This is a genomic window from Clostridium sulfidigenes (genome assembly GCF_052067195.1).
GTDB classification, from domain to species: Bacteria; Bacillota; Clostridia; order Clostridiales; family Clostridiaceae; genus Clostridium_J; species Clostridium_J sulfidigenes.
The window spans coordinates 97,595-120,390 of record NZ_JBQHQR010000004.1 but is presented as its reverse complement, the minus strand read 5'-3'; the positions used below and the strand labels follow the sequence as shown (position 1 = coordinate 120,390).

Annotated in this window: 23 protein-coding genes and 1 riboswitch; of the genes, 16 read left to right on the top strand and 7 right to left on the bottom strand. The window is 29.0% G+C overall.

The window, feature by feature from the left end; translation table 11 throughout:
- Positions 1–108: 108 nt before the first annotated feature.
- Complete coding sequence (locus ACTNBA_RS05990) at positions 109–1,572, bottom strand: aminotransferase-like domain-containing protein (RefSeq protein ID WP_441073028.1); 1,464 nt, start codon at positions 1,570–1,572, stop codon at positions 109–111.
- Positions 1,573–1,792: 220 nt separating this feature from the next.
- On the opposite strand from ACTNBA_RS05990, the gene ACTNBA_RS05985 reads away from it, so the two are divergent.
- The 4 genes from ACTNBA_RS05985 (at position 1,793) to ACTNBA_RS05970 (ending at position 4,902) form a co-directional block, all read left to right on the top strand.
- Entirely contained in the window at positions 1,793–2,398 is a 606-nt protein-coding gene (locus ACTNBA_RS05985) for a DUF445 domain-containing protein (RefSeq protein ID WP_346848022.1), read from the top strand.
- A 90-nt stretch (positions 2,399–2,488) separates the two neighbouring features.
- Positions 2,489–2,533: riboswitch (PreQ1 riboswitch) on the top strand.
- A gap of 117 nt (positions 2,534–2,650) precedes the next feature.
- Positions 2,651–3,631 (top strand): nucleoside hydrolase, encoded by a 981-nt coding sequence (locus tag ACTNBA_RS05980; protein ID WP_441073027.1) that lies wholly within the window; start codon positions 2,651–2,653, stop codon positions 3,629–3,631.
- A 19-nt stretch (positions 3,632–3,650) separates the two neighbouring features.
- Positions 3,651–4,211, top strand: coding sequence for an ECF transporter S component (locus ACTNBA_RS05975; protein ID WP_441073026.1), 561 nt, complete (start codon positions 3,651–3,653; stop codon positions 4,209–4,211).
- Position 4,212: 1 nt separating this feature from the next.
- On the top strand, positions 4,213–4,902 hold the full coding sequence (locus tag ACTNBA_RS05970) for a radical SAM protein (protein ID WP_441073025.1): 690 nt from the start codon (positions 4,213–4,215) through the stop codon (positions 4,900–4,902).
- 67 nt (positions 4,903–4,969) lie between these two features.
- Here the strand turns inward: ACTNBA_RS05970 and ACTNBA_RS05965 are convergent, their stop codons facing one another.
- Positions 4,970–5,863, bottom strand: coding sequence for a D-alanine--D-alanine ligase (locus ACTNBA_RS05965; RefSeq protein ID WP_441073024.1), 894 nt, complete (start codon positions 5,861–5,863; stop codon positions 4,970–4,972).
- Between the two features lie 354 nt (positions 5,864–6,217).
- Here ACTNBA_RS05965 and ACTNBA_RS05960 point away from each other — a divergent pair, with 354 nt between their 5' ends.
- A complete protein-coding gene (locus ACTNBA_RS05960) occupies positions 6,218–6,673 on the top strand; it encodes a hypothetical protein (protein WP_441073023.1) in 456 nt (151 codons plus the stop codon).
- A 159-nt stretch (positions 6,674–6,832) separates the two neighbouring features.
- Positions 6,833–8,314 (top strand): nicotinate phosphoribosyltransferase, encoded by a 1,482-nt coding sequence (locus ACTNBA_RS05955; RefSeq protein WP_441073022.1) that lies wholly within the window; start codon positions 6,833–6,835, stop codon positions 8,312–8,314.
- Between the two features lie 77 nt (positions 8,315–8,391).
- On the opposite strand, the gene ACTNBA_RS05950 is transcribed toward ACTNBA_RS05955, so the two are convergent.
- The 5 genes from ACTNBA_RS05950 to ACTNBA_RS05930 all read right to left on the bottom strand — a co-directional run bounded on the left by ACTNBA_RS05950 (position 8,392) and on the right by ACTNBA_RS05930 (position 12,821).
- The gene (locus ACTNBA_RS05950; protein ID WP_441073021.1) at positions 8,392–8,697 is read right to left on the bottom strand and encodes a hypothetical protein; all 306 of its coding nucleotides are present in this window, start codon (positions 8,695–8,697) and stop codon (positions 8,392–8,394) included.
- A gap of 17 nt (positions 8,698–8,714) precedes the next feature.
- The gene (locus ACTNBA_RS05945) at positions 8,715–9,506 is read right to left on the bottom strand and encodes an SDR family NAD(P)-dependent oxidoreductase (protein WP_441073020.1); all 792 of its coding nucleotides are present in this window, start codon (positions 9,504–9,506) and stop codon (positions 8,715–8,717) included.
- A gap of 109 nt (positions 9,507–9,615) precedes the next feature.
- A complete protein-coding gene (locus tag ACTNBA_RS05940) occupies positions 9,616–11,079 on the bottom strand; it encodes a UDP-N-acetylmuramoyl-L-alanyl-D-glutamate--2,6-diaminopimelate ligase (RefSeq protein WP_441073019.1) in 1,464 nt (487 codons plus the stop codon).
- Positions 11,080–11,220: 141 nt separating this feature from the next.
- Positions 11,221–11,745 (bottom strand): hypothetical protein, encoded by a 525-nt coding sequence (locus ACTNBA_RS05935; RefSeq protein WP_441073018.1) that lies wholly within the window; start codon positions 11,743–11,745, stop codon positions 11,221–11,223.
- Between the two features lie 215 nt (positions 11,746–11,960).
- On the bottom strand, positions 11,961–12,821 hold the full coding sequence (locus ACTNBA_RS05930; protein WP_156964328.1) for a metallophosphoesterase: 861 nt from the start codon (positions 12,819–12,821) through the stop codon (positions 11,961–11,963).
- Between the two features lie 238 nt (positions 12,822–13,059).
- Between ACTNBA_RS05930 and ACTNBA_RS05925 the strand changes: the two genes are divergently transcribed.
- The 10 genes from ACTNBA_RS05925 (at position 13,060) to ACTNBA_RS05880 (ending at position 22,602) form a co-directional block, all read left to right on the top strand.
- The gene (locus tag ACTNBA_RS05925) at positions 13,060–14,085 is read left to right on the top strand and encodes a threonine aldolase family protein (protein WP_441073017.1); all 1,026 of its coding nucleotides are present in this window, start codon (positions 13,060–13,062) and stop codon (positions 14,083–14,085) included.
- A 262-nt stretch (positions 14,086–14,347) separates the two neighbouring features.
- On the top strand, positions 14,348–15,538 hold the full coding sequence (locus tag ACTNBA_RS05920) for a MerR family transcriptional regulator (protein WP_441073016.1): 1,191 nt from the start codon (positions 14,348–14,350) through the stop codon (positions 15,536–15,538).
- A gap of 128 nt (positions 15,539–15,666) precedes the next feature.
- Positions 15,667–16,899 (top strand): arginine deiminase, encoded by a 1,233-nt coding sequence (arcA, locus tag ACTNBA_RS05915; RefSeq protein WP_441073221.1) that lies wholly within the window; start codon positions 15,667–15,669, stop codon positions 16,897–16,899.
- Positions 16,900–17,058: 159 nt separating this feature from the next.
- Positions 17,059–18,054 carry an ornithine carbamoyltransferase gene (argF, locus tag ACTNBA_RS05910; RefSeq protein WP_441073015.1) on the top strand — a complete coding sequence of 332 codons (996 nt, stop codon included), beginning with the start codon at positions 17,059–17,061 and terminating at the stop codon, positions 18,052–18,054.
- A gap of 148 nt (positions 18,055–18,202) precedes the next feature.
- Positions 18,203–19,138, top strand: a complete 936-nt coding sequence (gene arcC, locus ACTNBA_RS05905; protein ID WP_441073014.1) for a carbamate kinase — start codon at positions 18,203–18,205, stop codon at positions 19,136–19,138.
- A gap of 239 nt (positions 19,139–19,377) precedes the next feature.
- Entirely contained in the window at positions 19,378–19,662 is a 285-nt protein-coding gene (locus ACTNBA_RS05900; RefSeq protein ID WP_441073013.1) for a putative quinol monooxygenase, read from the top strand.
- A gap of 449 nt (positions 19,663–20,111) precedes the next feature.
- On the top strand, positions 20,112–21,011 hold the full coding sequence (rocF, locus tag ACTNBA_RS05895) for an arginase (RefSeq protein WP_441073012.1): 900 nt from the start codon (positions 20,112–20,114) through the stop codon (positions 21,009–21,011).
- A gap of 102 nt (positions 21,012–21,113) precedes the next feature.
- Positions 21,114–21,302 (top strand): DUF1858 domain-containing protein, encoded by a 189-nt coding sequence (locus tag ACTNBA_RS05890; RefSeq protein ID WP_035132884.1) that lies wholly within the window; start codon positions 21,114–21,116, stop codon positions 21,300–21,302.
- Positions 21,303–21,466: 164 nt separating this feature from the next.
- A complete protein-coding gene (locus tag ACTNBA_RS05885; protein ID WP_150843782.1) occupies positions 21,467–21,670 on the top strand; it encodes a cation transporter in 204 nt (67 codons plus the stop codon).
- 65 nt (positions 21,671–21,735) lie between these two features.
- Positions 21,736–22,602, top strand: coding sequence for an SDR family oxidoreductase (locus ACTNBA_RS05880; protein ID WP_441073011.1), 867 nt, complete (start codon positions 21,736–21,738; stop codon positions 22,600–22,602).
- Positions 22,603–22,796: the final 194 nt, after the last annotated feature.

Genomic DNA, 22,796 nt, shown 5'->3' with positions numbered 1-22,796 from the left:
TTTAGTTATATTCATTAAGAATTTACTTCGTTATATCAAGTGAAACTTACCTTATACTATTATTTTAGTATAATTACATTAAATCACAAGAACCAGTTAGTACAGGATTTATTGATAAGGTGGTTTACTTAGCTTTTTTATATTATCACCAATTATTTTTATTCCTACTTTGATATCTTCATCACTTACTCTACCAAAGCCTATTCTAAAGCAGTCCTTGCCTTTGCCACTATTTATATAAAAGATATCACCAGGCATAAATAGCACATTATCCTTATAACATATATCTAGAAGTTGTCTTGCATCTATATTATTTTTAAGCTTAATAAATATATGAAGGCCACCTTCTCCAGTAACATATTCATAAGGAATGTATTCATTTATCATTTCCATAACCAGATTATACTTATCTCTATAATATTTTCTTACATTTTTTACATACCTACTAAAGGCTCCACTTTTTAAGTAATAGTAAAAGGAAGCTTGATCAAGGAAAGAACAGTGAATGGTTCTACCTCTTTTTACACTTTCTAAAACATCAATTAAATCTTTACTTGCTAAAATCCATCCAATTCTAAGGCCTGGAAAGAGTATTTTAGAAAGGCTGCCAATATAGATTATACTATTACCCATGCCACTTAATGATGCTATGGGATCGATGGGAGAGCTAGAGTATAGAAGCTCTTCATTAAATCCATCTTCAATTATAGGTACAGAGTACTGTCTAAAAAGATTATAAATTTCTTTTCTTCGTTTGGTTTTGGTTACAATACCTGTAGGATTATTATAAGAAGGGATTATATATCCAAATTTAGGATTATACTTTTCAAGCTTCATTTGTAAATCTTCTAAATCCATACCTTCTTCATTCATTTTTACCTGGATAACTTCAACTTCATGGGCTTTCATAATTTTTAATGCTGTATTATGGGTAGGTTCTTCACAAAGGATTATATCTCCTTTTTTAGTTAAAGAACCTATAATAATATCAAAGGCTTCAGTAAAACCGTTAGTGATTAATATATCTCTACCTTCAGTATTAACTCTTTTTTCCTCCATATACTGAAGAAAATATTGGATTAAAGGGGCATAGCCCTTAGCATATCCATAGTTTAATAGGTTTTCTTCCTCATAAGTCCAAGCATCTAAGAGAGATCTTTTAAAGTCATCCATATTAAAGAGACTAGGTTCAGGGGCAATAGATTTAAAGGAAATCATATTGTTTTTATAGGGAAGTTCACTTTTAATAATATCAAGATTTCTAAGGGTATCAGCATAATTGTTAATCATATTCATAAAATTAATATTATATTCTTCACAGGTGTTTTCAGTCTCCATTAAAATAAAGGTACCAACACCCCTCTTAGTAGTTATTATTCCTTTGCTTTCCAGTTCTTCATAGGCAGCAATGACAGAATTTCTACTTATGTTTAAAAGCTTACTTGCTTCTCTTGTGGAAGGTAGTTTACTATCTTTTTTTAATTCACCCTTTTTTATTCCATTAATGATATGTGTCTCTAGTTGCATATAAATAGGTTCATCCCTATTAATAATTAGAGTAGAAAATATCATATTTAACACCACCTATTTTTTTATTAATTGTATTCTTATAAAAGTTATCATAAGAATACAAAGTAAAAAAGATTCAAGTTTGCATTGGTTATCTTTACAAAACCAAACAAAAGAATCACTTAAAAATAGTTTATTAGAAAAATAAGTTAGTTTCAATAGAAAAACAAGAATAATTGTTGTAGAATATTAATAGAAATTTTGAAATACTTAGGAGGACATCATGAATAGTTTAGTTATTGTATTTTTATTAGCAGTAGTAGGAGGGGTTATTGGATGGGTAACAAACATATTAGCTATAAAGCTTATGTTTAGACCAATTAATCCAATTAAAATCCCATTAATAAATTTAGAGATAGTAGGATTAATTCCAAAGAGAAAAAATGAAATAGCACAAAATATTGGAGAAGTGGTGGCAAAGGAATTATTGTCAATTGATGATATAATAAAAAATGCAATCACAGAAGAGGATAAGGTTATATTTAGTCAGTTAGTTAAAAATAAAATAAGAAATTTAGTGGCAGGAAAGATGGATTTTGTGCCAGCACCCTTTAGGATCATGGTTCAAGGGCCAATTAATAACATTATAGAGGAAGAAGTTGATGAGGCTTTAAAGGAAATGGAAAGTGAAGCTGTTAATCATATCAAAGATAAAGTAGATATTAAAGAAATGGTTGAAGAAAAAATAAATGAGTTGGATTTACAAGAACTTGAAAGAATTATTATAAATGTAGCTAAAAAGGAATTAAAACATATTGAAGTTTTGGGCTTTATCTTAGGAGCTGCAATAGGTATAGTTCAAGGATTAGTGGTTATGCTCTTTAAATAAGAATATACATAATTATAGATAAGCGGTTGATATGAAGTATAAAATATGATATGTTAAATTAAGAATTTAATAAAAAATCCACAGAATTCTGTGGGAGAGGTTCGTAACCATCCCTCTATAAAAAACTAGGGAATAAGACTTATATGGTCGTGCTATACCCTTAGTGCGACCTTTTTTAGGTTGTATTTTTTATGCCTTGGGATGGAGCTCAAGGCATTTTTTTATGGTTTCATTAAGAAAGGAAGAGAAAAGATGGACAAGAGAAAAGTAATAATAGATTGTGATCCAGGAATTGATGATTCATTGGCTATAATCCTTGCACTAAAATCAGAGGAGATAGATGTTAAAGGAATAACTATAGTATCGGGGAACGTCCATGGAAAAAAAGGGGCAGAAAATGCATTAAAAATTCTTAAAGAACTGAATAGGTTAGATATACCAGTGTATCTTGGAGAATGCGACCCTATGGAAAGAAAATTAATTACTGCAGAGGATACCCATGGAAGTGATGGACTTGGAGAAAGTTTCTTACCAAGGGTAGAGGAGGTAACCTATAAAGAAGGTGCAGTAAATTTTATTCTAGATGAGTTAAAATCAGAGGATATCACAATTATCGCATTGGGTCCTTTAACTAATATAGCAAAAGCTTTAGAAAAAGATTGTGAAGTTACAAGAAAGATGAAGGAGTTAGTTCTTATGGGAGGAGCTTTTAAGAGCTTTGGGAATTGTTCTCAAGTAGCAGAGTTTAATTTCTGGGTTGACCCTCATGGTGTAGAAAAAGTCTTTAAGGAATTAAAAAGGAAGATTACCATGGTGGGATTAGATGTTACTAGACAATGTGTTTTAACTCCCAATTATATTGAGATGATAAGGCAGTTTAATGAACCTCTTGGAGAGCTAATTGTAAAGATAACTAAATTTTATGTGGACTTTCATTGGAACCAAGAAAGAACCTTAGGATGTGTAATTAATGATCCACTAGCAGTGGCATATTTTATTAATCCTGAATTGTGCTCTGGGAAAGAATATTTTGTGGATGTAGTTACAGGAGGAAAAGCCATAGGAATGACACTGGTTGATGAAGGAAACTTTTATAGGGAAAAACCAAATTGTTTAGTGTTAACGGAAGTAAATTCAAAGAGCTTTATGGAAATGTTTCTAACAAGAATTTTTCCAAATCACAAAGAGGATATTATCTCAGTTTTAAATAATTCTAAATACGGATTAAATTGAGAATAGAGAGGTTAAAAGTATGAACAGTAAAAAGAATAAGAGAATTATATTTATGGGTTTGGCAGTAGCTATAAATTTAGTAGGAGGATTTATTGCATTGTCATTAAAACTTCCAATTTACATTGATACCATAGGAACTATTTTAGTTTCAATACTATTTGGACCAGTAAGTGGAGCTATGGTTGGAGGATTATCATCAATTATTAATGGTATAACCTTTGATCCAATATCTTTTTATTTTTTACCAGTACAATTAGTGGTGGGAATAAGTACAGGAATGTTTTTTAAAGATATGAAAATTGGAGTTTTAAAGTTAATTTTAAGGATACTATTAATTACTGTTTTAGGTTCAGCAACGGCAGCAGTTATTGCTTCCTTTGTTTTTCAAGGGGTAACTTCTTCAGGTTCAAGTATTTTAGTTGCAATACTTAAAAATTCAGGAATTAGTATTATTACAGCAGTTTTTTCAACTCAGATTTTTACAGATTTATTAGATAAAGTTGTGAGTTTTGGATTAGTATTTACAATTATTAAAATGCTACCAGTAGATATAAAAAGTAAGATTGTTGGAAATGAATAGTATGGATAGATATAATATAATAACAGGAAAAAATAAAAGAGAAATAGTACTACTAAAGGCTTTTCCATGTGTTTGGGGGAAGTGTACATTTTGTGATTATATAGAGGATAATTCAACAGATTCTTCAGAAATCAATGATATTAATAAGTTGGTGCTAAAGGAAGTAAAGGGAACATATGGTACCTTAGAAGTAATTAATTCAGGAAGTTGCTTTGAATTGCCTAAAGAAACCTTAGAAAATATTAGACAAGTAATAAGAGAAAAGAATATAAAAAAGATGTTTTTAGAAAGCCATTGGTGCTATAGAAATATGTTGCAAGAAATAAGAGATTTCTTTGGTATTGAAATTGTTTTTAAAATTGGAGTTGAAAGTTTTGATAATAATTTTAGAAATTTAGTGTTAAATAAAAATGCTAGATTTAAAGATTATAAGGAAGTTAGAAAGTATTTTAGCTCAGTATGCTTAATGGTAGGTATAAAAGGACAAAACAAAGAAATGATTAAAGAAGATATTGATATAGTGTTAAATCACTTTGATTATGGGACAATAAATATTTTTACAGAAAATACAACGAATATTAAGAGAGATGAAGAATTAATAAGTTGGTTTGAAAGAGAATATAAATTTCTTAAGGATGTTAGTAAAATTGAAGTGTTATTTGAAAATACAGATTTTGGAGTAGGAGATTAATTTTAAGAATTGACTTATTAAGAGATAGAATATAAGAGGTGAGCCAATTGGCTCATCTCTTATATTATTATATTAATGAAAATTCAATAATCTTATCTAGTAAAGTTGAATATTCCATGTTGGCAGCTTTTGCGCTTTTAGGAAATAGAGAATTTTTAGTCATACCAGGTAAAGTGTTTAGCTCTATTACATAGGGTTTGTTATTACTCACCATTATATCCACTCTTGCATAGGCTTTACAGTCAAAGAGCCTATAACATTTTTTTGATATTTCATTGATTTCATTTTGAAGGGATTCAGGAAGAATGGCTACTTCCTCTAAGGTATCTGTATCATTGTACTTGGATTCATAATCAAAGAAAGTACTTTTATGGATTATAGAAAGAATAGGTAATGTCTCACCATTTAATAGGGGAACAGTATACTCACTACCATTTATATATTCTTCTATAATTATTTCATTTCCATACTTAAATCCTTCTAGAATAGCACTTCTAAGCTCATCTCGACTATAAACTAAGGAAATTCCAAGACTTGAACCACCACTGTTAGGTTTAACTACCATAGGATATTTTAATTTTTCTATTTCTTTTAAATTTACACCTTCATGTTTATATATACTAATACCATTTGCTATAGGAATACCTTCAGCTTTAAGAATTCTCTTAGATTGCTTTTTATTCATACAGAGAGCACTAGTTAAAGGATTGCTTCCAGAGTAAGGAACTCCTAAACTTTCTAAAACACTTTGAATAGTACCATCTTCACCAAATTCTCCATGAAAGGCTAAAAAGGCAAAATCTAAATTTTGAATCTTATCTATAACTTCACTTTTAGAATTTATAATCACAGGAATTACTTCATATTTATCTTTATTTAGGTTTTTAGTTATTTCTTCTCCAGATAAAAGGGATATTTCTCGCTCAAAGGAAATTCCACCCATTAATACTCCAACTCTCATATATACATCTCCTCAAATTTATATTCTTATACTATAATAATATTTCAATGAAAAAAAATAGAAAGTACCATTAAGTAATGGATTTTAGATAAGGGTGGTTTAAGGAGGTAGCTTAATTTTAAAAATTATAATTTTATTTGTATTACTAGTAAATAAATGAGTTTGTATTATATTATAAATTATATGGAATATAAGTACCGCATAGTGTATAATTATTCTCAATATAGGAATATAGTGGATAGTGTTGAGGTATGTATGAACAATTTATATAGCACATATGAATTACGTCTAAATTTATCTATGGAAAGGTAAATAAGTGTTTAAAACATATCAATATTTTATATAGGAGGAGAAATGAAAAGAAAGATATTTATAGGAATATTAATCATAGTAGCAATAGGGATAATATATATCATTTATCCTAAACAGGGAACTTTTGAAGAGTTTGTTATAAATAGGTATAACATGGATAATTGTACTAGTGTAACCTTTTTTTCTATAAAAGGAGGAATTGATTCATCTGAATCATGGAATATATATAAAGAAGAAAAGACAATGAAATTTATAGATTATATGAAGAATGTGAAAATGAAGGAAAATAGAAGTAGTGATTATGGAATGGAATATTTGATGACAATTATAGGATCATATAAGGAAGAGGGGTCAACAGGTCCAATAAGAATTGATATAGCTTGGATTAATGAAAAAGAGATTATGATAAGTTATAATGGCCAAAAAAGAAGGTATTATAAAATAGTAGATGAAGACTTTAGTATGGACAAGATTAAAGAATTACTAAAAGATGGGTAATGCTTTAGGGCAATATAAATAAGAATTTGTTAGAATAGTCCTTAGTATAATAATCCAAGAATTAAGAAATAACTAAGAATAATATATTTATTTTTAGTTATAAGTCTTTGATTTAATAAGGGTTAAGAGGAAAACTAAGGAAAGGAAGCTTGTTAACATATGAGTACTATAGTATGTGATTGCGTAAATATAAAGAGAAATTTAAGCATGTTAACGGATTTTTACCAATTGACTATGGGGAATGGATATCTAAAGAAGGGGATGAAGGATAGAATAGCATATTTTGATATGTTTTTTAGAAAAATCCCTGATGATGGGGGATATGTAATAATTGCTGGATTAGAACAATTTATAGAGTATATAAATACTTTAAGTTTTACTGAAGAAGACATAAGCTTTTTAAGGGAAAGAGGAATATTTTCTGAAGATTTTTTGGCGTATTTAAGAGAGTTTAAATTTCAATGTGATATATGGGCCATTCCAGAGGGCACGGTGGTATTTCCAAATGAGCCTATAATAACTGTTAGAGGGCCAATTCCTCAAGGTCAATTAATAGAAACTATGCTACTTTTAACTATAAATCATCAAAGTTTAATTGCTACTAAAGCAAGCAGAGTTGTTAGAGCATCTAAGGGGCGAAATGTTTTAGAATTTGGTTCTAGAAGAGCTCAAGGTTATGATGGAGCATTATTAGGAGCAAGAGCTGCTTATATAGGAGGTTGTTTTGGAACTGCATGTACAATGGTAGAAGAATTATATGGAATTCCATCTCTAGGAACCATGGCTCATAGTTGGATTCAAAGCTTTCATAGTGAATATGAAGCCTTCAAGGCTTATGCAGAAGTTTATCCAACTTCCAGTGTACTTCTTGTAGATACCTACAATACTCTTAAAAGTGGTATACCTAACGCAATAAGAGTTGCTAAGGAAATATTAGAGCCTGAAGGAAATAGATTAAAGGGAATTAGGTTAGATAGTGGTGATATTGCATATCTTTCAAAGGCTGCTAGGAAAATGTTAGATGAAGCTGGCATGGAAGATTGTAAAATAACTGCATCTAATTCCTTAGATGAATACCTTATTAGTGACTTGTTACTACAGGGTGCTGAGATAGATATCTTTGGAGTGGGAGAAAATCTAATAACTTCTAAATCTAATCCTGTATTTGGAGGAGTATATAAGTTAGTAGCTATAGAAAATGGAAATAAATTAGAGTCTAAAATAAAATTAAGTGAAAATCCAGAAAAGGTAACTAATCCTGGTTTTAAAAAATTGTATAGGTTTTATCATAAGAAAACTAATAAAGCAGTAGGTGATTTACTTACCTTAAGGGATGAAGTTGTAGATGAAAGTAAGCCATATATTCTTTTTCACCCTGTTCATACATGGAAGAAAACTGTTTTAACAGACTATTATGTAAAAGAATTACAAGTGAAAATCTTTGATAAAGGGCAATGTGTATATTCATGTCCTAGTATTCAAGAAATTAGAGAGTATTGCAAAGGACAGGTTGAAACCCTCTGGGAGGAGTCTTTGAGGCTTAAAAATCCTCACAAGTACTATGTTGATTTATCAGAAAAATTATGGACACTAAAATATGATTTAATTAATAAATATTCCAATGAAGAAAGTAATCCTTAGAAAAAGTTAATTATTAATATATAAATATAAAAATGACTATATGATATGAATGTCACATAGTCATTTTATGGCTTCATTTATTTATTCATTAAAGGTAAGCTATTTAGATTTACAGAGTTTTTTCTATTATTAAGATTACTTAGGGTTTCATGACCTTTTTCTGTTTTACCTAATGCATCTATTAGTATGTTTTTAGAGTTTTGGGTTTGAATTGTATGTTGGTCCTTAACCTGTTCTTCGTTGGAAAAATCATCGTTAATTTTTAAACAATCTAAATCTTTATTTAAAGTAGTTACATGGTCTAAATCACCATCCATAGAAGAAATAATATCTTTTGGCTTAAATAGAATTTCTTCAAAGTTATTGTTATATTTGCTATTCATTATAGGCCTCCTTATAATTAGTTTTTTAATATGTTTTTAGCTTTTACAACACATCCTTGAACACAAGGAGCTATGTATCTAAATTTAGGGTGAGGTTCTTCTGTAGCAGATACATATTTCATGACTATGCTATCCAAATTAGATGATTCAGTTAGTTTAAAGTATAGATATTGTTTCCTCTGTAATTTATTTATTCTATTTTTAAAGTATGAGCTTACCTTCATCCAATTAAACTGTTTACTTATATTTAATTGATTGAAACCTGTAGCATAGGAACCAGGTTCAATTAAGATTACAGGAATATTCACTCTTGGAAGTTGCTTAAGTTCTTTATTTAAACAATACCCAATGGATTCAAGGGCGAATTTAGTAGAACAGTAGGGAGATAAAAATGGTATAGCCATGCGACCAGTTAAGGAAGAAAGAAATATAATTCTTCCCTTTCTTCTTTTTATCATTCCTTTTAAAACAATCTGAGTCAATTCTATAGGACAAAACACATTGGTTTCAAAAGTAGCCCTAAATCTGTTTACATCTATCTCAGCTACGGAGCCAGAATCTCCTATGGCAGCATTATTTATTAGTACGTCTATAGGTAAGTTTCTTACTTTTTCTCTATCCTCTTTACATAATACATCTAACTTAAAGCTTTCAATGGGAAGTTTCCATTTTCTATTTAACATATTTAATTTGTATGCCTGTTCATCGGTATGAGTGGTTGCATAAACATAGTGACCTCTACTGGCCAAGGTTATAGCTGCTTTACGTCCAAGACCAGAACCACAACCAGTTATTAATATGTGTTTCAATATTATCACCTCTAGGTTAGTATGTGTTTTATTTCACTTATAATTCTTCTTATACAAATAATGACTTATGGAAATTTATCCATAAGCCATTAATCAATAATATATTGTCTTATTTTAAAAAGTTTTTAATAGCATTTATAACAACTTCTCTATCATCGAAATGAAATTTTCTTTTACCTATAATTTGATAGTCTTCATGACCTTTTCCAGCAATTATAAGCAAATCATCATCTTTTAGTATTTTTAATCCTTTTTCTATAGCATTTTTTCTATTAATAATTTTTTCATAAGGAGTCATTGTAGATAACATTCCTAATTCTATATCATCGATGATTAATCTTGGATTTTCAGTTCTAGGATTATCAGAAGTAATTATACAATAATCTGATAAAGAGCCAGCTATTTTACCCATAATCCCACGCTTGGTTGTATCTCTATCTCCACCACAACCAAAGACAGTAATAATTCGTCCACAGGTTATTTCTCTTGCCATAATGAGGAGTTTCTCCAAAGCATCTGGAGTATGAGCATAATCTACTATTATATTTTTATTTAAGTTGTTTTTTATCAATTCAATTCTACCAGGAACAGGGTTAATATTGGGGAGTAGTGTTATAATGTTCTCAATGCTCATTCCTAAGGAATAACATGCAGCTATTGTAGCTAATACATTGTATACGGTAAATTTACCGGGAATTTTTACATTAACTTCGTTACAAGTTTTTTTAAAATTCACTTTAAAACTAACAGAATTCCTTCTATACATTACATCAGTAGCTTGAATATCAGCTGAATTTTCTATTCCATAAGTTAGTATTTTACATGGCACTTCTTTTATTATTTCTTTTGAAACATTGTCATCAATATTAATAATTCCTAATTTACATTTATAAAATAACTTCATTTTTTCTCTTTTATATGCTTCCATGGTACCATGTTCATCTAAATGATCTTGAGATAAGTTAGTAAATATTCCTATATCAAAATCACAAAAATCTACTCTGTGTTTTGCTAGAGCAGAAGAAGTAACTTCCATAATGACACTCTTAGCATTATTATCTTTAAATTCTCTAAAGGCTTTTTGAAGTTCCAAAGCTTCAGGAGTAGTTGGAGTAGTTTTGCTAATATTTACTTTTTGATTGGTAAGTTTGAAGCCTAAGGTACCGATGACACCTACAGTTTTTCCAGTGGATTCTAATACATCTTTAATATAATGTGTAATTGTAGTTTTCCCATTTGTTCCTGTTACTCCTACAAGTTCTATTCCTTTTGAGGGCTCCTTATAAAATATATTACATATATTAGCCAAAGAAATTCTAGTATCTTTCACTTTTATCATAACTATATCATTATTTGAATAAGTAATATCTTTCTCTACTAATATGGCAATAGCACCATTTTTAACTGCTTCATCGACAAGATTATGACTATCAATATTATTACCATTTATACATATAAATAAAGAGTTTGGCTTTATCTCTCTAGAATCATAACTCACGTTTTCGATGTTTATATCCACATATCCATTTATTAAGGTGTAACTAATTTTATTAAGCAATTTATATAACTTCATAATTATTCCTCCGCAATTAAATAAACTCATAAATAAACTCGTATATTCTTATTATACGGAGTAGATTTCCTATAAATAGTGTTTATATTGCTTTAAATAATGCAAAAAGTGCTTATTAAAAAATGATTTAGGTTAAATAATTTATTTGTAGGGATCATAGCTACCTTTGAATTCCTCATGTTGAATATTAGATGGACGTTTGAAAAATATGGTTGCTGGTTCATAAAATTCAGTAAAAGAGTGAAGAAGTCCCATATGGACTTTTGCTATTACTTTTTTATTATTTTTTGTAATAGTATGTTCAGGACTATAAGTAAATGCAAATATAATAAAACTAAAAAAGCTAAATATTAGTATAAATAAAGTAGCTAAAGTAAAGGTAAGGGGTTTTAAAAATTTATGTTTATATAAATTGCATAAAGCTGTAGCGATCAAAATTATTAGACTAATTCCCATTAGATATAAACAAATACTTGCAATCATATCAATCCATCCTCTAAAACATAAGTTTAAAGGTTTAATAATAATGTTTATTGATGAATAAATAATTACTATTAAGAAATTGATAATTAATGAATATAATGGTCCTTTTAAGAAATTGATAATTAATGAATATAATGGTCCTTTGTAGTTTTTGGGGATTTTAACATTAAACCTTTTTAACATTTTATATTTCCTCCTATAAATAAAAATCTTAGATGAATAAAAGTTTATAATCTAAGATTATCATAGAAGTTAAAATAATACAATAAAGATTTATCGTATTACAATAAATATTTATTGTAATCATCACAACATAGTAGGTATCGGAAGGGTTGCATTTCGATTTACAACTGAGGTTGTATTTCAATTTACAACTGAGGAAATAGTACATTATCAATTTATTCATTTGATAAAGTTACAACTACTAATTCAGGGCGATTAAATATTCTTTGAGGAGCTAGGCTGTTACCAAGTCCTCTACTAATTACTAAAGATGTAGAATTTAATCTGTGGATTCCATTAGTATATTGAGGAAAAAAGCCTTGATCTGGAGCTATAATTCCCCCTAAAAATGGAAGGCGAATTTGTCCACCATGGGCATGACCAGAAAATACTAAATCTATATTTTCTTTGGCATAAAGTGTAATTAACTCGGGTCTATGAGAAAGGAGAATAGTAAAATTATTTTTACTTTTAGTTTTTAAGTTTCTCAATATTTCATCAAAGCTAAAAGGAGAGTTAGGGTACTCGTAATTATCTATAGGATTAAAGCATATGTCTGCTAGTCCTAAAAGAGAAATAGTAACACCATTTAACTGTATATTTTTATAAGTGTTATCCATATTTATGACACCATACTCTTCAAAGATGATTTTTAATTCTTCATATAAATCTGATCTTGATTCATGATTTCCAGATACATAGTATACGGGAGCTATATCTACAGCTGATTTAATGTAGGAAGTAGCTATATTCATATTATCTTTATTTGTTCTTCGGCTATCAATTAAATCACCAGTAATTACAATTATATCCGGGTTAATTTCTTTAGTTAAGGATATTAGATTTTTTTGATTAGCTCCAAATTCTTTATTATGTAAATCTGAAATTTGAAGAATTTTATAACCATTAAAACCACTAGGAATTTTTGAGTTTACGTAATCTATATTAGTTACAACTATATTATTATTTTGCCAATAACAGAAGGTTATAATAAATATTAGTAAAATCATTACAATTATTAATTTTTTTATATTCATATTACACATCCTTATATTAATTTTTAGCATGATCTATTATATTAAATAGCAATTTTAAAACTAATTTATTTATAGTATACACAAATAAAGTTCTTTACTAAAGACAAATGCACAATATTTAACATATATGTAATAAGTGCAAAATCATAATAAGAGCCCCTTTCATAAGTCTATTTAGCCTTTATTGATATTTCTATGGCAAAGTGATAGAATATGAAAAAATGGAGGTAGTATTATTATGTATAGCTTTAAAAATGACTATAGTGAAGGAGCGCATCCAAGAATATTAGAGGCATTAATCAAGTGTAATATGGAGCAGAGTGAAGGTTATGGAGAAGATATATTTACAGCAAGAGCTATTAAGTTAATTAAGGAAAAAATAAGAAGAGAAGATGTAGATGTTCATCTTTTAGTTGGAGGAACCCAAACTAATCTTACTGCTTTATCAGCCTTCTTAAGACCTCATGAAGCGGTAATTGCAGCAAATACTGGTCACGTGCTAGTTCATGAAACTGGAGCCATTGAGGCTACAGGGCATAAGGTTATTTCTGTAGACGTGGAAGATGGAAAATTAACCAGAAAAAATATAGAAGCTGTAATAGAAGAGCACACTGATGAACATATGGTAAAGCCAAAACTTGTATATATTTCTAACTCTACAGAAATAGGAACAATATATAAAAGGGAAGAGGTAGAAGAGTTAAGTGAAGTGTGTAAAAAATACAATTTATATCTCTATGTTGATGGTGCACGATTAGGCTCTGCACTATGTTCTAGTGAAAACAATATGAAAATCTATGAATTAGCTCAATTAGTAGATGCCTTTTATATAGGTGGAACCAAAGGAGGAGCTTTAATAGGAGAAGCTCTTGTAATATGTAGAGATACTTTAAAAAAGGATTTCAGATACCATATTAAACAAAAGGGAGCTCTACTTGCAAAGGGAAGAACACTAGGAATTCAATTTGAAGAATTATTTAAGGATAATCTATATTTTGATTTAGCAACTCACGCTAATAATATGGCGGAAATTCTTAAAAAGGGCATTGAAGATGCTGGTTACAGTTTTATGATAAATTCATCTAGTAATCAAGTCTTTCCTATACTCCCTAATAAATTAATTAATAGTCTTGAAAAAAAATACTTATTTATGACTTGGGAAAAAATTGATAAAGAGAATTCAGCTATTCGTCTTGTCACATCTTGGGCAACAAATGAGGAAAAAGTATTGGAGTTTATAGCTGATGTGAAATTATATAATTAATGTATAAAAAGATAGAAAACTAGATTTAACTAGTCAATTCTGTCTTTTTACTTTTATAACAATATAAGTATTAGATAGAAAATTTGAAGTTAACTAAAAAAGTAAGAATATTATGCAAAATTATGATACAATTATTACATACAACACTAAGTATGTTGTATAAATGTAATAAAATTCATAAAAAGGTATTGACAGTTACCTTACGTAACCTTCTATTATATTAATATAGGGTAAGGTATACGATTGCTTTGGAGGGATAAATATGAATAGTGATGAATTTTATACCACTGGGGAATTTGCAAAGAAAGCAGGAGTTACCATTAGAACTATTAGATATTATGATAGCAAAGGAATTCTTAAGCCATCATATACTAATAACCTAGGATATAGATATTACTCTGATGAAGATTTTATAAAATTAAAAAAAATCTTAGCTTTAAAGTACTTGGGATTATCCTTAGATGAAATTATAAGCACAGAAAATTGTGATTATAAGAAAGAAGATATGATGAATTCTCTGAAACTTCAGAAAAGTATTATTAAAAATAAGATGAATAATATGAAGGTAGTATTAAATGCTATAGAAACAGCTGAATTTAGTATGAATGAGAACTCTAATATGAAATGGGAAGAGGCTATTGATGTAATAAAATCTTTAGAGAGTGAGAAGGAATTACTGCAACGTAGTAGAGATGCATCTAATTTAAATGAAGGTGTGAAGTTAATGGATAGATTCTCAACAAATAGGTATGGTTGGTATCCATGGGTATTTGATAATATGAAAATTAAAAAGAAGGATAAGGTTTTAGAAATAGGTTGTGGTAATGGAGTTCTATGGGCTAAAAATATGGACAATCTACATGAGAGTATAGAGGTTACTCTAACAGAGATATGTGAAGATATGATAAATGAAGCAAAGTTAAATTTACGAGATAATTCTAAAAGGTTTAATTTTATAATAACTGATTTAACCTCATTACCCTTTGATGATAATAGTTTTGATGTAGTAATTGCTAATCATATATTATTTTTTATGAAAGATATAGATTTAGCTCTGGCTGAGATAAAAAGAGTTATTAAACCTAATGGAGTAGTATACTGTTCTACTATTGGAAGTAATCATTTAAAGGAGTTACAAGAATTAATGTTAAGCTTTAGTAGTAATATACGCATATATGAAGATAAGTTATCTTGTAAATTTGGATTAGAGAATGGGGAAAAAATACTTAGTAAGTATTTTAATACAGTAGAGAAAGTTTTGTATGATGATAAGCTTATAGTTAATGACACCAATAATATATTAGAATATATCTATTCTATACCTGGAAATATATTAGACATTATTGATTCTAAGAAAAAAGAATTTGAAGGTTATATAAAAAAAATAATTGATAAAAATGGAGAAATTTTTATAACCAATAGTTTAGGTTTGTTCAAGGCTAAAAATAAATAGAGTGTAAACTTTTACTTGTGTAAAACAATATTACATAATTTAATTTATTACTTAGGTTATGGGATATTGATATTATAAATAAAAAATTGTTAATTTAAATAAAGTATTTTTAATTAACAAAATGTTGTATAAGAAAGGAAAGAATTATGGGAATAAATGTTACAAGCGAAATTAAACCATTAAAAAAAGTCTTGTTGCATAGGCCTGGTGCAGAAATTGAGAATTTAACACCGGAATATCTGGAGAGATTATTATTTGATGATATTCCTTATTTAAAAGTAGCACAGGAAGAACATGATGCCTTTGCACAGGTTTTAAGAGACAATGGAGTAGAAGTTGTATATTTACATGAATTGGCAGCAAAAGTAATGGAAGACCCAGATGTTAAAGATGAATTTATTAAAATGTTTATAAAAGAAGCTAAAGTAGAGAGTGAACAAGTTAAAGAAGAATTATATAACTATTTAATTAGTTTTAATTGCAATGAAGAGTTAATTAGAAAGACTATGGCTGGAATTAGTAAGTCAGAATTGAAGAAAGCAAAAGCAAGGCATTTAGAGGATTTTTTAAATGAGGCATATCCATTTATTACAGATCCAATGCCAAATCTTTATTTTACGAGAGATCCCTTTGCATCCATTGGAAATTCAATAAGCTTAAATAGGATGTATTCTGAAACAAGAAATAGGGAAACTATATATGCACACTTTATATTTAAATATTATCCTGATTTTAAGGGAACTAATAGGCTTTATGACAGGAATTTTGATTATAATATAGAGGGGGGAGATATTCTTAATATATCTGAAAAGGTTCTTGCAATTGGAATATCTCAAAGGACAGCTCCACAGGCAATTGAAAAAATTTCAGAGAGAATATTCTTTGAAACACCAGATAGCAAAATTGAAACTGTATTAGCATTTAAAATACCAAAGACTAGAGCATATATGCACCTAGATACAGTATTTACTCAAGTTGATTATGATAAATTCACTATTCACCCACAAATAGAAGGACCTCTTGAAATATTTGAATTAACTAAAGGGGAAAATGGAAAAGTGAAAATTACTAAAGAAAGTATGACATTACAAGAGGTATTGTCGAAATATTTAGAATGTGATGTAAAGTTAATTCGATGTGGTGGAGGAGATTATGTAATTTCACAAAGAGAGCAATGGAATGATGGCTCTAATACTTTATGTATAAGACCAGGTGAAGTTATTGTATATTCAAGGAATTATGTAACTAACAAGATATTGGAAGAGTATGGGATAAAAACTCATGTTATACCATCATCCGAATTATCAAGGGGGCGTGGAGGCCCTAGATGTATGTCTATGCCTTTGATTCGTGAGGTTTAATGACACAAATATAAACAATATTTATTTTGCATTTTAAATTAACTAAAAATATAATATATTTGTAAAATAAAAAATCTTCTTTCAGTATTCAATAATTAAATACTGAAGAAGAATAAAATAAAATTATATAAAAAACAACATATTAGGGGGAGTATAACAATGGCAATTAATTTAAGAGGACGTTCATTTTTAAAATTATTAGATTTTACACCTGAGGAAATTAGATATTTATTAGACTTATCTAAGGACTTCAAAAATTTAAAGAGAGCTGGAGTACCTCATAAAAATTTAGAGGGAAAGAATGTTGCAATATTATTTGCTAAGGATTCTACTAGAACAAGATGTTCTTTTGAAGTAGGAGCTATGGATTTAGGTATGGGTGTTACTTATTTAGGACCTACAGGTTCTCAAATGGGTAAAAAGGAATCTATTGCAGATACAGCTAGAGTATTAGGTAGAATGTATGATGGTATAGAATATAGAGGTTTTGACCAAGAAATAGTTGAGGAATTAGCAGCTTATGCAGGAGTTCCAGTTTGGAATGGATTAACAACTGAATTCCATCCAACTCAAATGCTTGCAGACTTATTGACTATAGAAGAGAAGTTTGGAAGATTAAAAGGAATTAACTTTGTATATATGGGTGATGCCAGAAATAATATGGGTAACTCTTTAATGGTTGCTTGTGCAAAAATGGGTTTAAATTTTACAGCTTGTGCACCAAAAGAATTATTCCCAGCTGAGGAGCTAGTTGAAACTTGCAAGGAAATTGCAAAGGAAAATGGATGTACTATAACATTAACTGAAGATGTTATGGTTGGAACAAAAAATGCAGATGTTATCTATACAGATGTTTGGGTATCTATGGGAGAACCAGATGAAGTTTGGGAAGCAAGAATAAAAGAGCTAAGACCATATCAAGTAAATAGGGCTGCTATGGAAAATGCTAAACCAGAAGCTATATTCATGCACTGTCTACCAGCATTCCACGATTTAAAAACTGTAGTAGGAAAAGAAATGGGAGAAAAATTTGGAATGACAGAAATGGAAGTTACTGATGAGGTATTTGAGTCAAAACAATCCGTAGTATTTGATGAAGCTGAAAATAGAATGCATACAATTAAAGCAGTTATGGCTGCAACTATAGGGCTATAATAATTAAACTCCTTCTTAAAATTAAGAAAGGAAGGGGTTTACCCTATTATTTAATTAGCTAAACAATAAAATATTATATTTAAGGCATAGATAAAAATATAATAGTCTCAACATATTTTATATTTAAATTATATATGGGGTGAATTAAATGAAGGAACTAGTAATAGCTTTAGGGGGAAACGCCTTAGGAAAAACAGCTGAAGAACAATTAGATTTAGTTAAGCATACAGCAAAAACCATCGTTGATTTAGTAGAAGAAGGCTATAATGTAATTGTTGGCCATGGTAATGGTCCACAGGTTGGAATGATAAACTTAGCTATGGAATTTGCTGCAAATAATGGAGCAAATACTCCATTAATGCCTTTTGCAGAATGTGGTGCCATGAGTCAAGGATATATTGGATATCACTTACAACAATCCATTAGAACAGAGCTTATATCTAGAGGAATTAGAAAAAATGTTGCTACTGTAGTTACTCAAGTTGTAGTTGATGAAAATGATGAAGCTTTTAGAAACTTAAGTAAGCCAGTAGGAATGTTCTATAGTAAGGAAGAAGCTGAAAAGATAGCTGCAGAAAAAGGATTTACATTTGTAGAAGATGCAGGTAGAGGATATAGAAGAGTAGTTGCATCTCCACAGCCGCAAAAAATTGTAGAGCTTGAAACAGTTAAACAATTAGTTGAACAAGGAACTATAGTTATTACTGTTGGCGGTGGTGGTATTCCTGTAGTAGAGGAATCTGATGGATCTCTTAGAGGTGTTGCCGCAGTTATAGATAAAGATAAATCAAGCGCAAAACTTGCAAAAGATTTAGATGCAGAAATGCTAGTTATTTTAACAGCTGTTGATAGAGTTTGTATAAACTTTAATAAACCAAATCAAGAAGAACTATCAGAAATTAATCTAGAAAAAGCTGGTAAATATATACAAGAAGGTCATTTTGCTAAGGGTTCAATGTTACCTAAGGTAGAAGCATGTATGGACTATGTTAAATTTAGTAATAATGGTAAAGCTTTAATAACTTCACTAGAAAAAGCTAAAGAAGCTTTACATGGTATTACAGGAACTATAATAGAAAAATAATCGAATTTTATCTGGGTAAAACTAGAGTATGAGGATTTAAAGCATCTGTGAAAGCTGTTTTAAGTCCTCATTTTTATATGTAAATTTTAGTAAAGATGATATAATTCTTTTATAGGCTGTTTAACTATTTTTATATTTCTCTATTCTGCGAAGGTTAAAATCTATGAAGCTTGAAGTAGGTATGGGGAGATATTATGGTGAACATTAACTAAAATAATTTATATTGGAGGTATATGAATATGATTACTATTGTAGCAAAAAAGACTATAAAAAAAGATAAAAAAGAAGAATTTAAAAATTTAGCCAATAAACTTATAGAAGAAAGCAGGAAAGAAACTGGATGTATAGAGTATGATCTTTACGAAGATTTAAGAAATAGTGATAAAGTTGCATTTATTGAGGTTTGGAAGAGTGAAGAAGCAATAAAGTTACATAACAATTCAATACATTTTTCTAATCTTGTACCAGAACTCGCTAAACTTCAAGAGGGAGAAACAGAAATAACTCTTTATAAAAAAATATAGATAGAAAGTCTATTTCAAAGATAATATTGAAATAGGCTTTATTATATTTGAGAAAGTATTCCTAAATTATAACTTGATGTATGTATAAAAATACATATTTTAATAACAGGCAATGGAATATATGAAAAGTTTAATATATTGAAATTTTTATAAAATATTCTTTAAAATGAAATGAAGTTTATTACATATATTATAAAACCTTTAAGTTAACCACATAATTATCCATTAGAACAGTGAATATTATAACAGTTATTATATAAAAATATATATATTCGATAAAATAAATATTAGTTTTCTATTGTAATTTTATTAGTTTTGGAATAAAGTAATAATTGCTGATAAATTTCTAGGTTATATTAGATAGATACATAATAGAAATAGGGATTTGAAAGTGAAATTTGACTGAATGCTAATATAACATAAGTGGCATTTTAACGGAGGGGATTTATATGGATATTAACTTAATTGGAGTACCTCTTTATTATGGATGTGATAGAGCAGGGGTAGAAAATGGACCAGATGAATTAAGAGAAAATGGAATTAAAGAATTATTAGAAAATCATAAAAATAAGGTATATGATTTAGGAAATATTTATGTTAATAATACAAAGGATAAGCAACCTTTTGCGGCCGGAGTAAATGCAAAATACATTAATGAAATTATAGAAGTAACTGAGAATTTAGCTAATTCAGTTTATAGTTCCCTATGCGGTGGAGGTTTTCCTATAACTTTAGGTGGAGATCATGCTTTAGCTATGGGAAGCGTTGCTGGTTCAAGTAAATATTTCCAGGGAGATTTAGCTGTAATATGGATTGATGCTCATGGAGACATAAATACCTTTGAGACAAGTCCTACAGGAAATGTTCATGGTATGCCATTAGCTGCATCCATGGGTTTTGGTGATGAATCTTTAACAAATTTGTATTTTAATGGTATAAAAGTTAAAAAGGAAAATGTATTTATAATTGGAGCAAGAGATTTAGATGAAGGTGAACTTCAATTAATTAAAGATAAAAATTTAACTGTTTGGACTATGGATAAAGTAAGAGAAATAGGTGTAGATAAAGTGTGTAAGGATCTTTTGGAAGGTTTAAAAGCACGAGGAATAAATAATATTCATATTAGCTTTGATATAGATTCTGTAGATCCAGAATTAATAAAGGGCACGGGAACTCCAGTTCCAAATGGATTTAATATAAATGATGCAGAGAAGTTATTAACTAGTATATTTAATACTAGATTAGTTAAATCTATGGATTTTGTAGAATTTAATCCATGTTTAGATGATACTGATACTACGTTAAAAAGTTGTATGGCATTAATAAAAAAAATAGGTGAATTAATATAGATATAAAAATTAAATAATTAAATCTGTAGAAATGTAGTATACTATGTTTAATGATATATATTTATATCTAAGTTAATCAAAATAAAAATGGAGGTAATAGTTATGCAAGTAACAAAGGAAATGACTATTGGGGAAGTAATAAGACAAAACGAGAAAGCAGCAGAAGTTTTAATGAGTTTTGGGATGGGTTGTGTTGGATGTCCTTCAGCACAAGCGGAAACTCTTGAAGAAGCATGTATGGTTCACGGATTAAAAATAGATGACTTATTAAGTAAACTCCAAGCAATTTAGGAATAAAATATAAGATTTAAAGGCGCTACATAGGTAGTGTCTTTTTTTATAGATTAATTTACAAAAATGAAAGGTGTATAGTTTAGAATTAGTATTTCTATGCATAAAAATTGCTCTTTTAAAAGATAATATATTAGAAAACTAATAATTGGAGGTAAATTAAAATGAAATCAGTACATTATAATGTTTCAGGATTAGTAAATTCAGAAAGTAGAACTAAGTTAAATAATTCTTTAGATAAAATTAATGGTGTACAACAGGTCTGTGTTGATATAGCAAGGGGTACAGTTGAAGTAAATTATAACAGTCCAGCAACTCCAGAAGAAATTAAGGACTGTATTTGTCATACAGGGTATATAGTAAAGTAAAAAAGATAAAGCAAGAGTAATGGAGTTAAAATATTAATTTCTATATATAGATAAGGAGTGTTAAAATGGACTACGATTTTCCAATTGGGTTTAAGCCTCAACATCAAAGTATACAGCCAGGCATTGAAAGTGAAATGGAACCAAAACCTATCTATGAAATAGATGATTATCATAAAACTTCAGACAGATTAAAGGGCAAAATAGCTTTAATTACAGGTGGAGATAGTGGTATAGGAAGGGCTGTTTCTATACTATATGCAAAAGAAGGAGCAAAGGTATGTATAATTTATTTAAATGAACATGAAGATGCTAAGGAAACAAAAAGTCTTATTGAAGAAAGAGGAGGAGAGTGTTTGCTCATCTCTGGAGATATTGGTAATGAAGACTTCTGCAAGGAAGCTATAAAAAAAGTAGTACAAAAGTATGGAGTTATAAATATTTTTGTATCAAATTCTGCAGAACAACATGAGTGTCAACAAATTAATGAGATAACTAGTAAGCAATTACATAAAACCTTTGATACAAACTTCTTTGGAGCTTTCTATTTAACAAAAGAAGTACTATTTCATATGAAGAAGGGGGATTCAATAATATATACAACTTCTGTAACAGCCTATGAAGGAAATGAAACTTTAATAGATTATTCTTGTACTAAAGGAGCTTTAACAGCCCTAACTAGAAGTTTATCAAAGTCATTGGCTACAAGAGGAATAAGGGTAAATGCAGTGGCACCAGGTCCAGTATGGACGCCACTTATACCATCATCCTTTCATAGTGATAAGGTATCTACTTTCGGCAGTAATACCTTGTTTAAAAGAGCAGGTCAGCCTGTTGAAATTGCAGAAAGCTATGTATTCTTAGCTGGAGATGGGGCTTCATTTATAACTGGAGAAACTATTCATATAAATGGTGGTCAATTTATAACTAGTTAATAATTTATATAATTAAATTAAGTTACTTAGTTAGACCATGAGTAGATAATGTAATTATTGTCTACTCATTTTATTTTCATGAAATAAATTATAAAAAACATAAAATTAACCCTGTTTAATTTTACATATATGGTATAATAATGAGTTGAGGCAAACTATTGGAGTATGTCAAAGTGAAGCCATAATAATGTGAA

Coding starts and splice junctions, on each gene's coding strand:
- ACTNBA_RS05960 (WP_441073023.1), top strand. CDS start 6,218: ATGAAAAGAAAGATATTTATAGGAATATTAATCATAGTAGCAATAGGG.
- ACTNBA_RS05950 (WP_441073021.1), bottom strand. CDS start 8,697: ATGAATAGCAAATATAACAATAACTTTGAAGAAATTCTATTTAAGCCA.
- rocF (WP_441073012.1), top strand. CDS start 20,112: ATGGATATTAACTTAATTGGAGTACCTCTTTATTATGGATGTGATAGA.
- ACTNBA_RS05980 (WP_441073027.1), top strand. CDS start 2,651: ATGGACAAGAGAAAAGTAATAATAGATTGTGATCCAGGAATTGATGAT.
- ACTNBA_RS05900 (WP_441073013.1), top strand. CDS start 19,378: ATGATTACTATTGTAGCAAAAAAGACTATAAAAAAAGATAAAAAAGAA.
- ACTNBA_RS05935 (WP_441073018.1), bottom strand. CDS start 11,745: ATGTTAAAAAGGTTTAATGTTAAAATCCCCAAAAACTACAAAGGACCA.
- arcC (WP_441073014.1), top strand. CDS start 18,203: ATGAAGGAACTAGTAATAGCTTTAGGGGGAAACGCCTTAGGAAAAACA.
- ACTNBA_RS05970 (WP_441073025.1), top strand. CDS start 4,213: ATGGATAGATATAATATAATAACAGGAAAAAATAAAAGAGAAATAGTA.
- ACTNBA_RS05880 (WP_441073011.1), top strand. CDS start 21,736: ATGGACTACGATTTTCCAATTGGGTTTAAGCCTCAACATCAAAGTATA.
- ACTNBA_RS05975 (WP_441073026.1), top strand. CDS start 3,651: ATGAACAGTAAAAAGAATAAGAGAATTATATTTATGGGTTTGGCAGTA.
- ACTNBA_RS05890 (WP_035132884.1), top strand. CDS start 21,114: ATGCAAGTAACAAAGGAAATGACTATTGGGGAAGTAATAAGACAAAAC.
- ACTNBA_RS05925 (WP_441073017.1), top strand. CDS start 13,060: ATGTATAGCTTTAAAAATGACTATAGTGAAGGAGCGCATCCAAGAATA.
- ACTNBA_RS05990 (WP_441073028.1), bottom strand. CDS start 1,572: ATGATATTTTCTACTCTAATTATTAATAGGGATGAACCTATTTATATG.
- ACTNBA_RS05920 (WP_441073016.1), top strand. CDS start 14,348: ATGAATAGTGATGAATTTTATACCACTGGGGAATTTGCAAAGAAAGCA.
- ACTNBA_RS05955 (WP_441073022.1), top strand. CDS start 6,833: ATGAGTACTATAGTATGTGATTGCGTAAATATAAAGAGAAATTTAAGC.
- ACTNBA_RS05940 (WP_441073019.1), bottom strand. CDS start 11,079: ATGAAGTTATATAAATTGCTTAATAAAATTAGTTACACCTTAATAAAT.
- ACTNBA_RS05965 (WP_441073024.1), bottom strand. CDS start 5,863: ATGAGAGTTGGAGTATTAATGGGTGGAATTTCCTTTGAGCGAGAAATA.
- ACTNBA_RS05930 (WP_156964328.1), bottom strand. CDS start 12,821: ATGAATATAAAAAAATTAATAATTGTAATGATTTTACTAATATTTATT.
- argF (WP_441073015.1), top strand. CDS start 17,059: ATGGCAATTAATTTAAGAGGACGTTCATTTTTAAAATTATTAGATTTT.
- ACTNBA_RS05885 (WP_150843782.1), top strand. CDS start 21,467: ATGAAATCAGTACATTATAATGTTTCAGGATTAGTAAATTCAGAAAGT.
- ACTNBA_RS05985 (WP_346848022.1), top strand. CDS start 1,793: ATGAATAGTTTAGTTATTGTATTTTTATTAGCAGTAGTAGGAGGGGTT.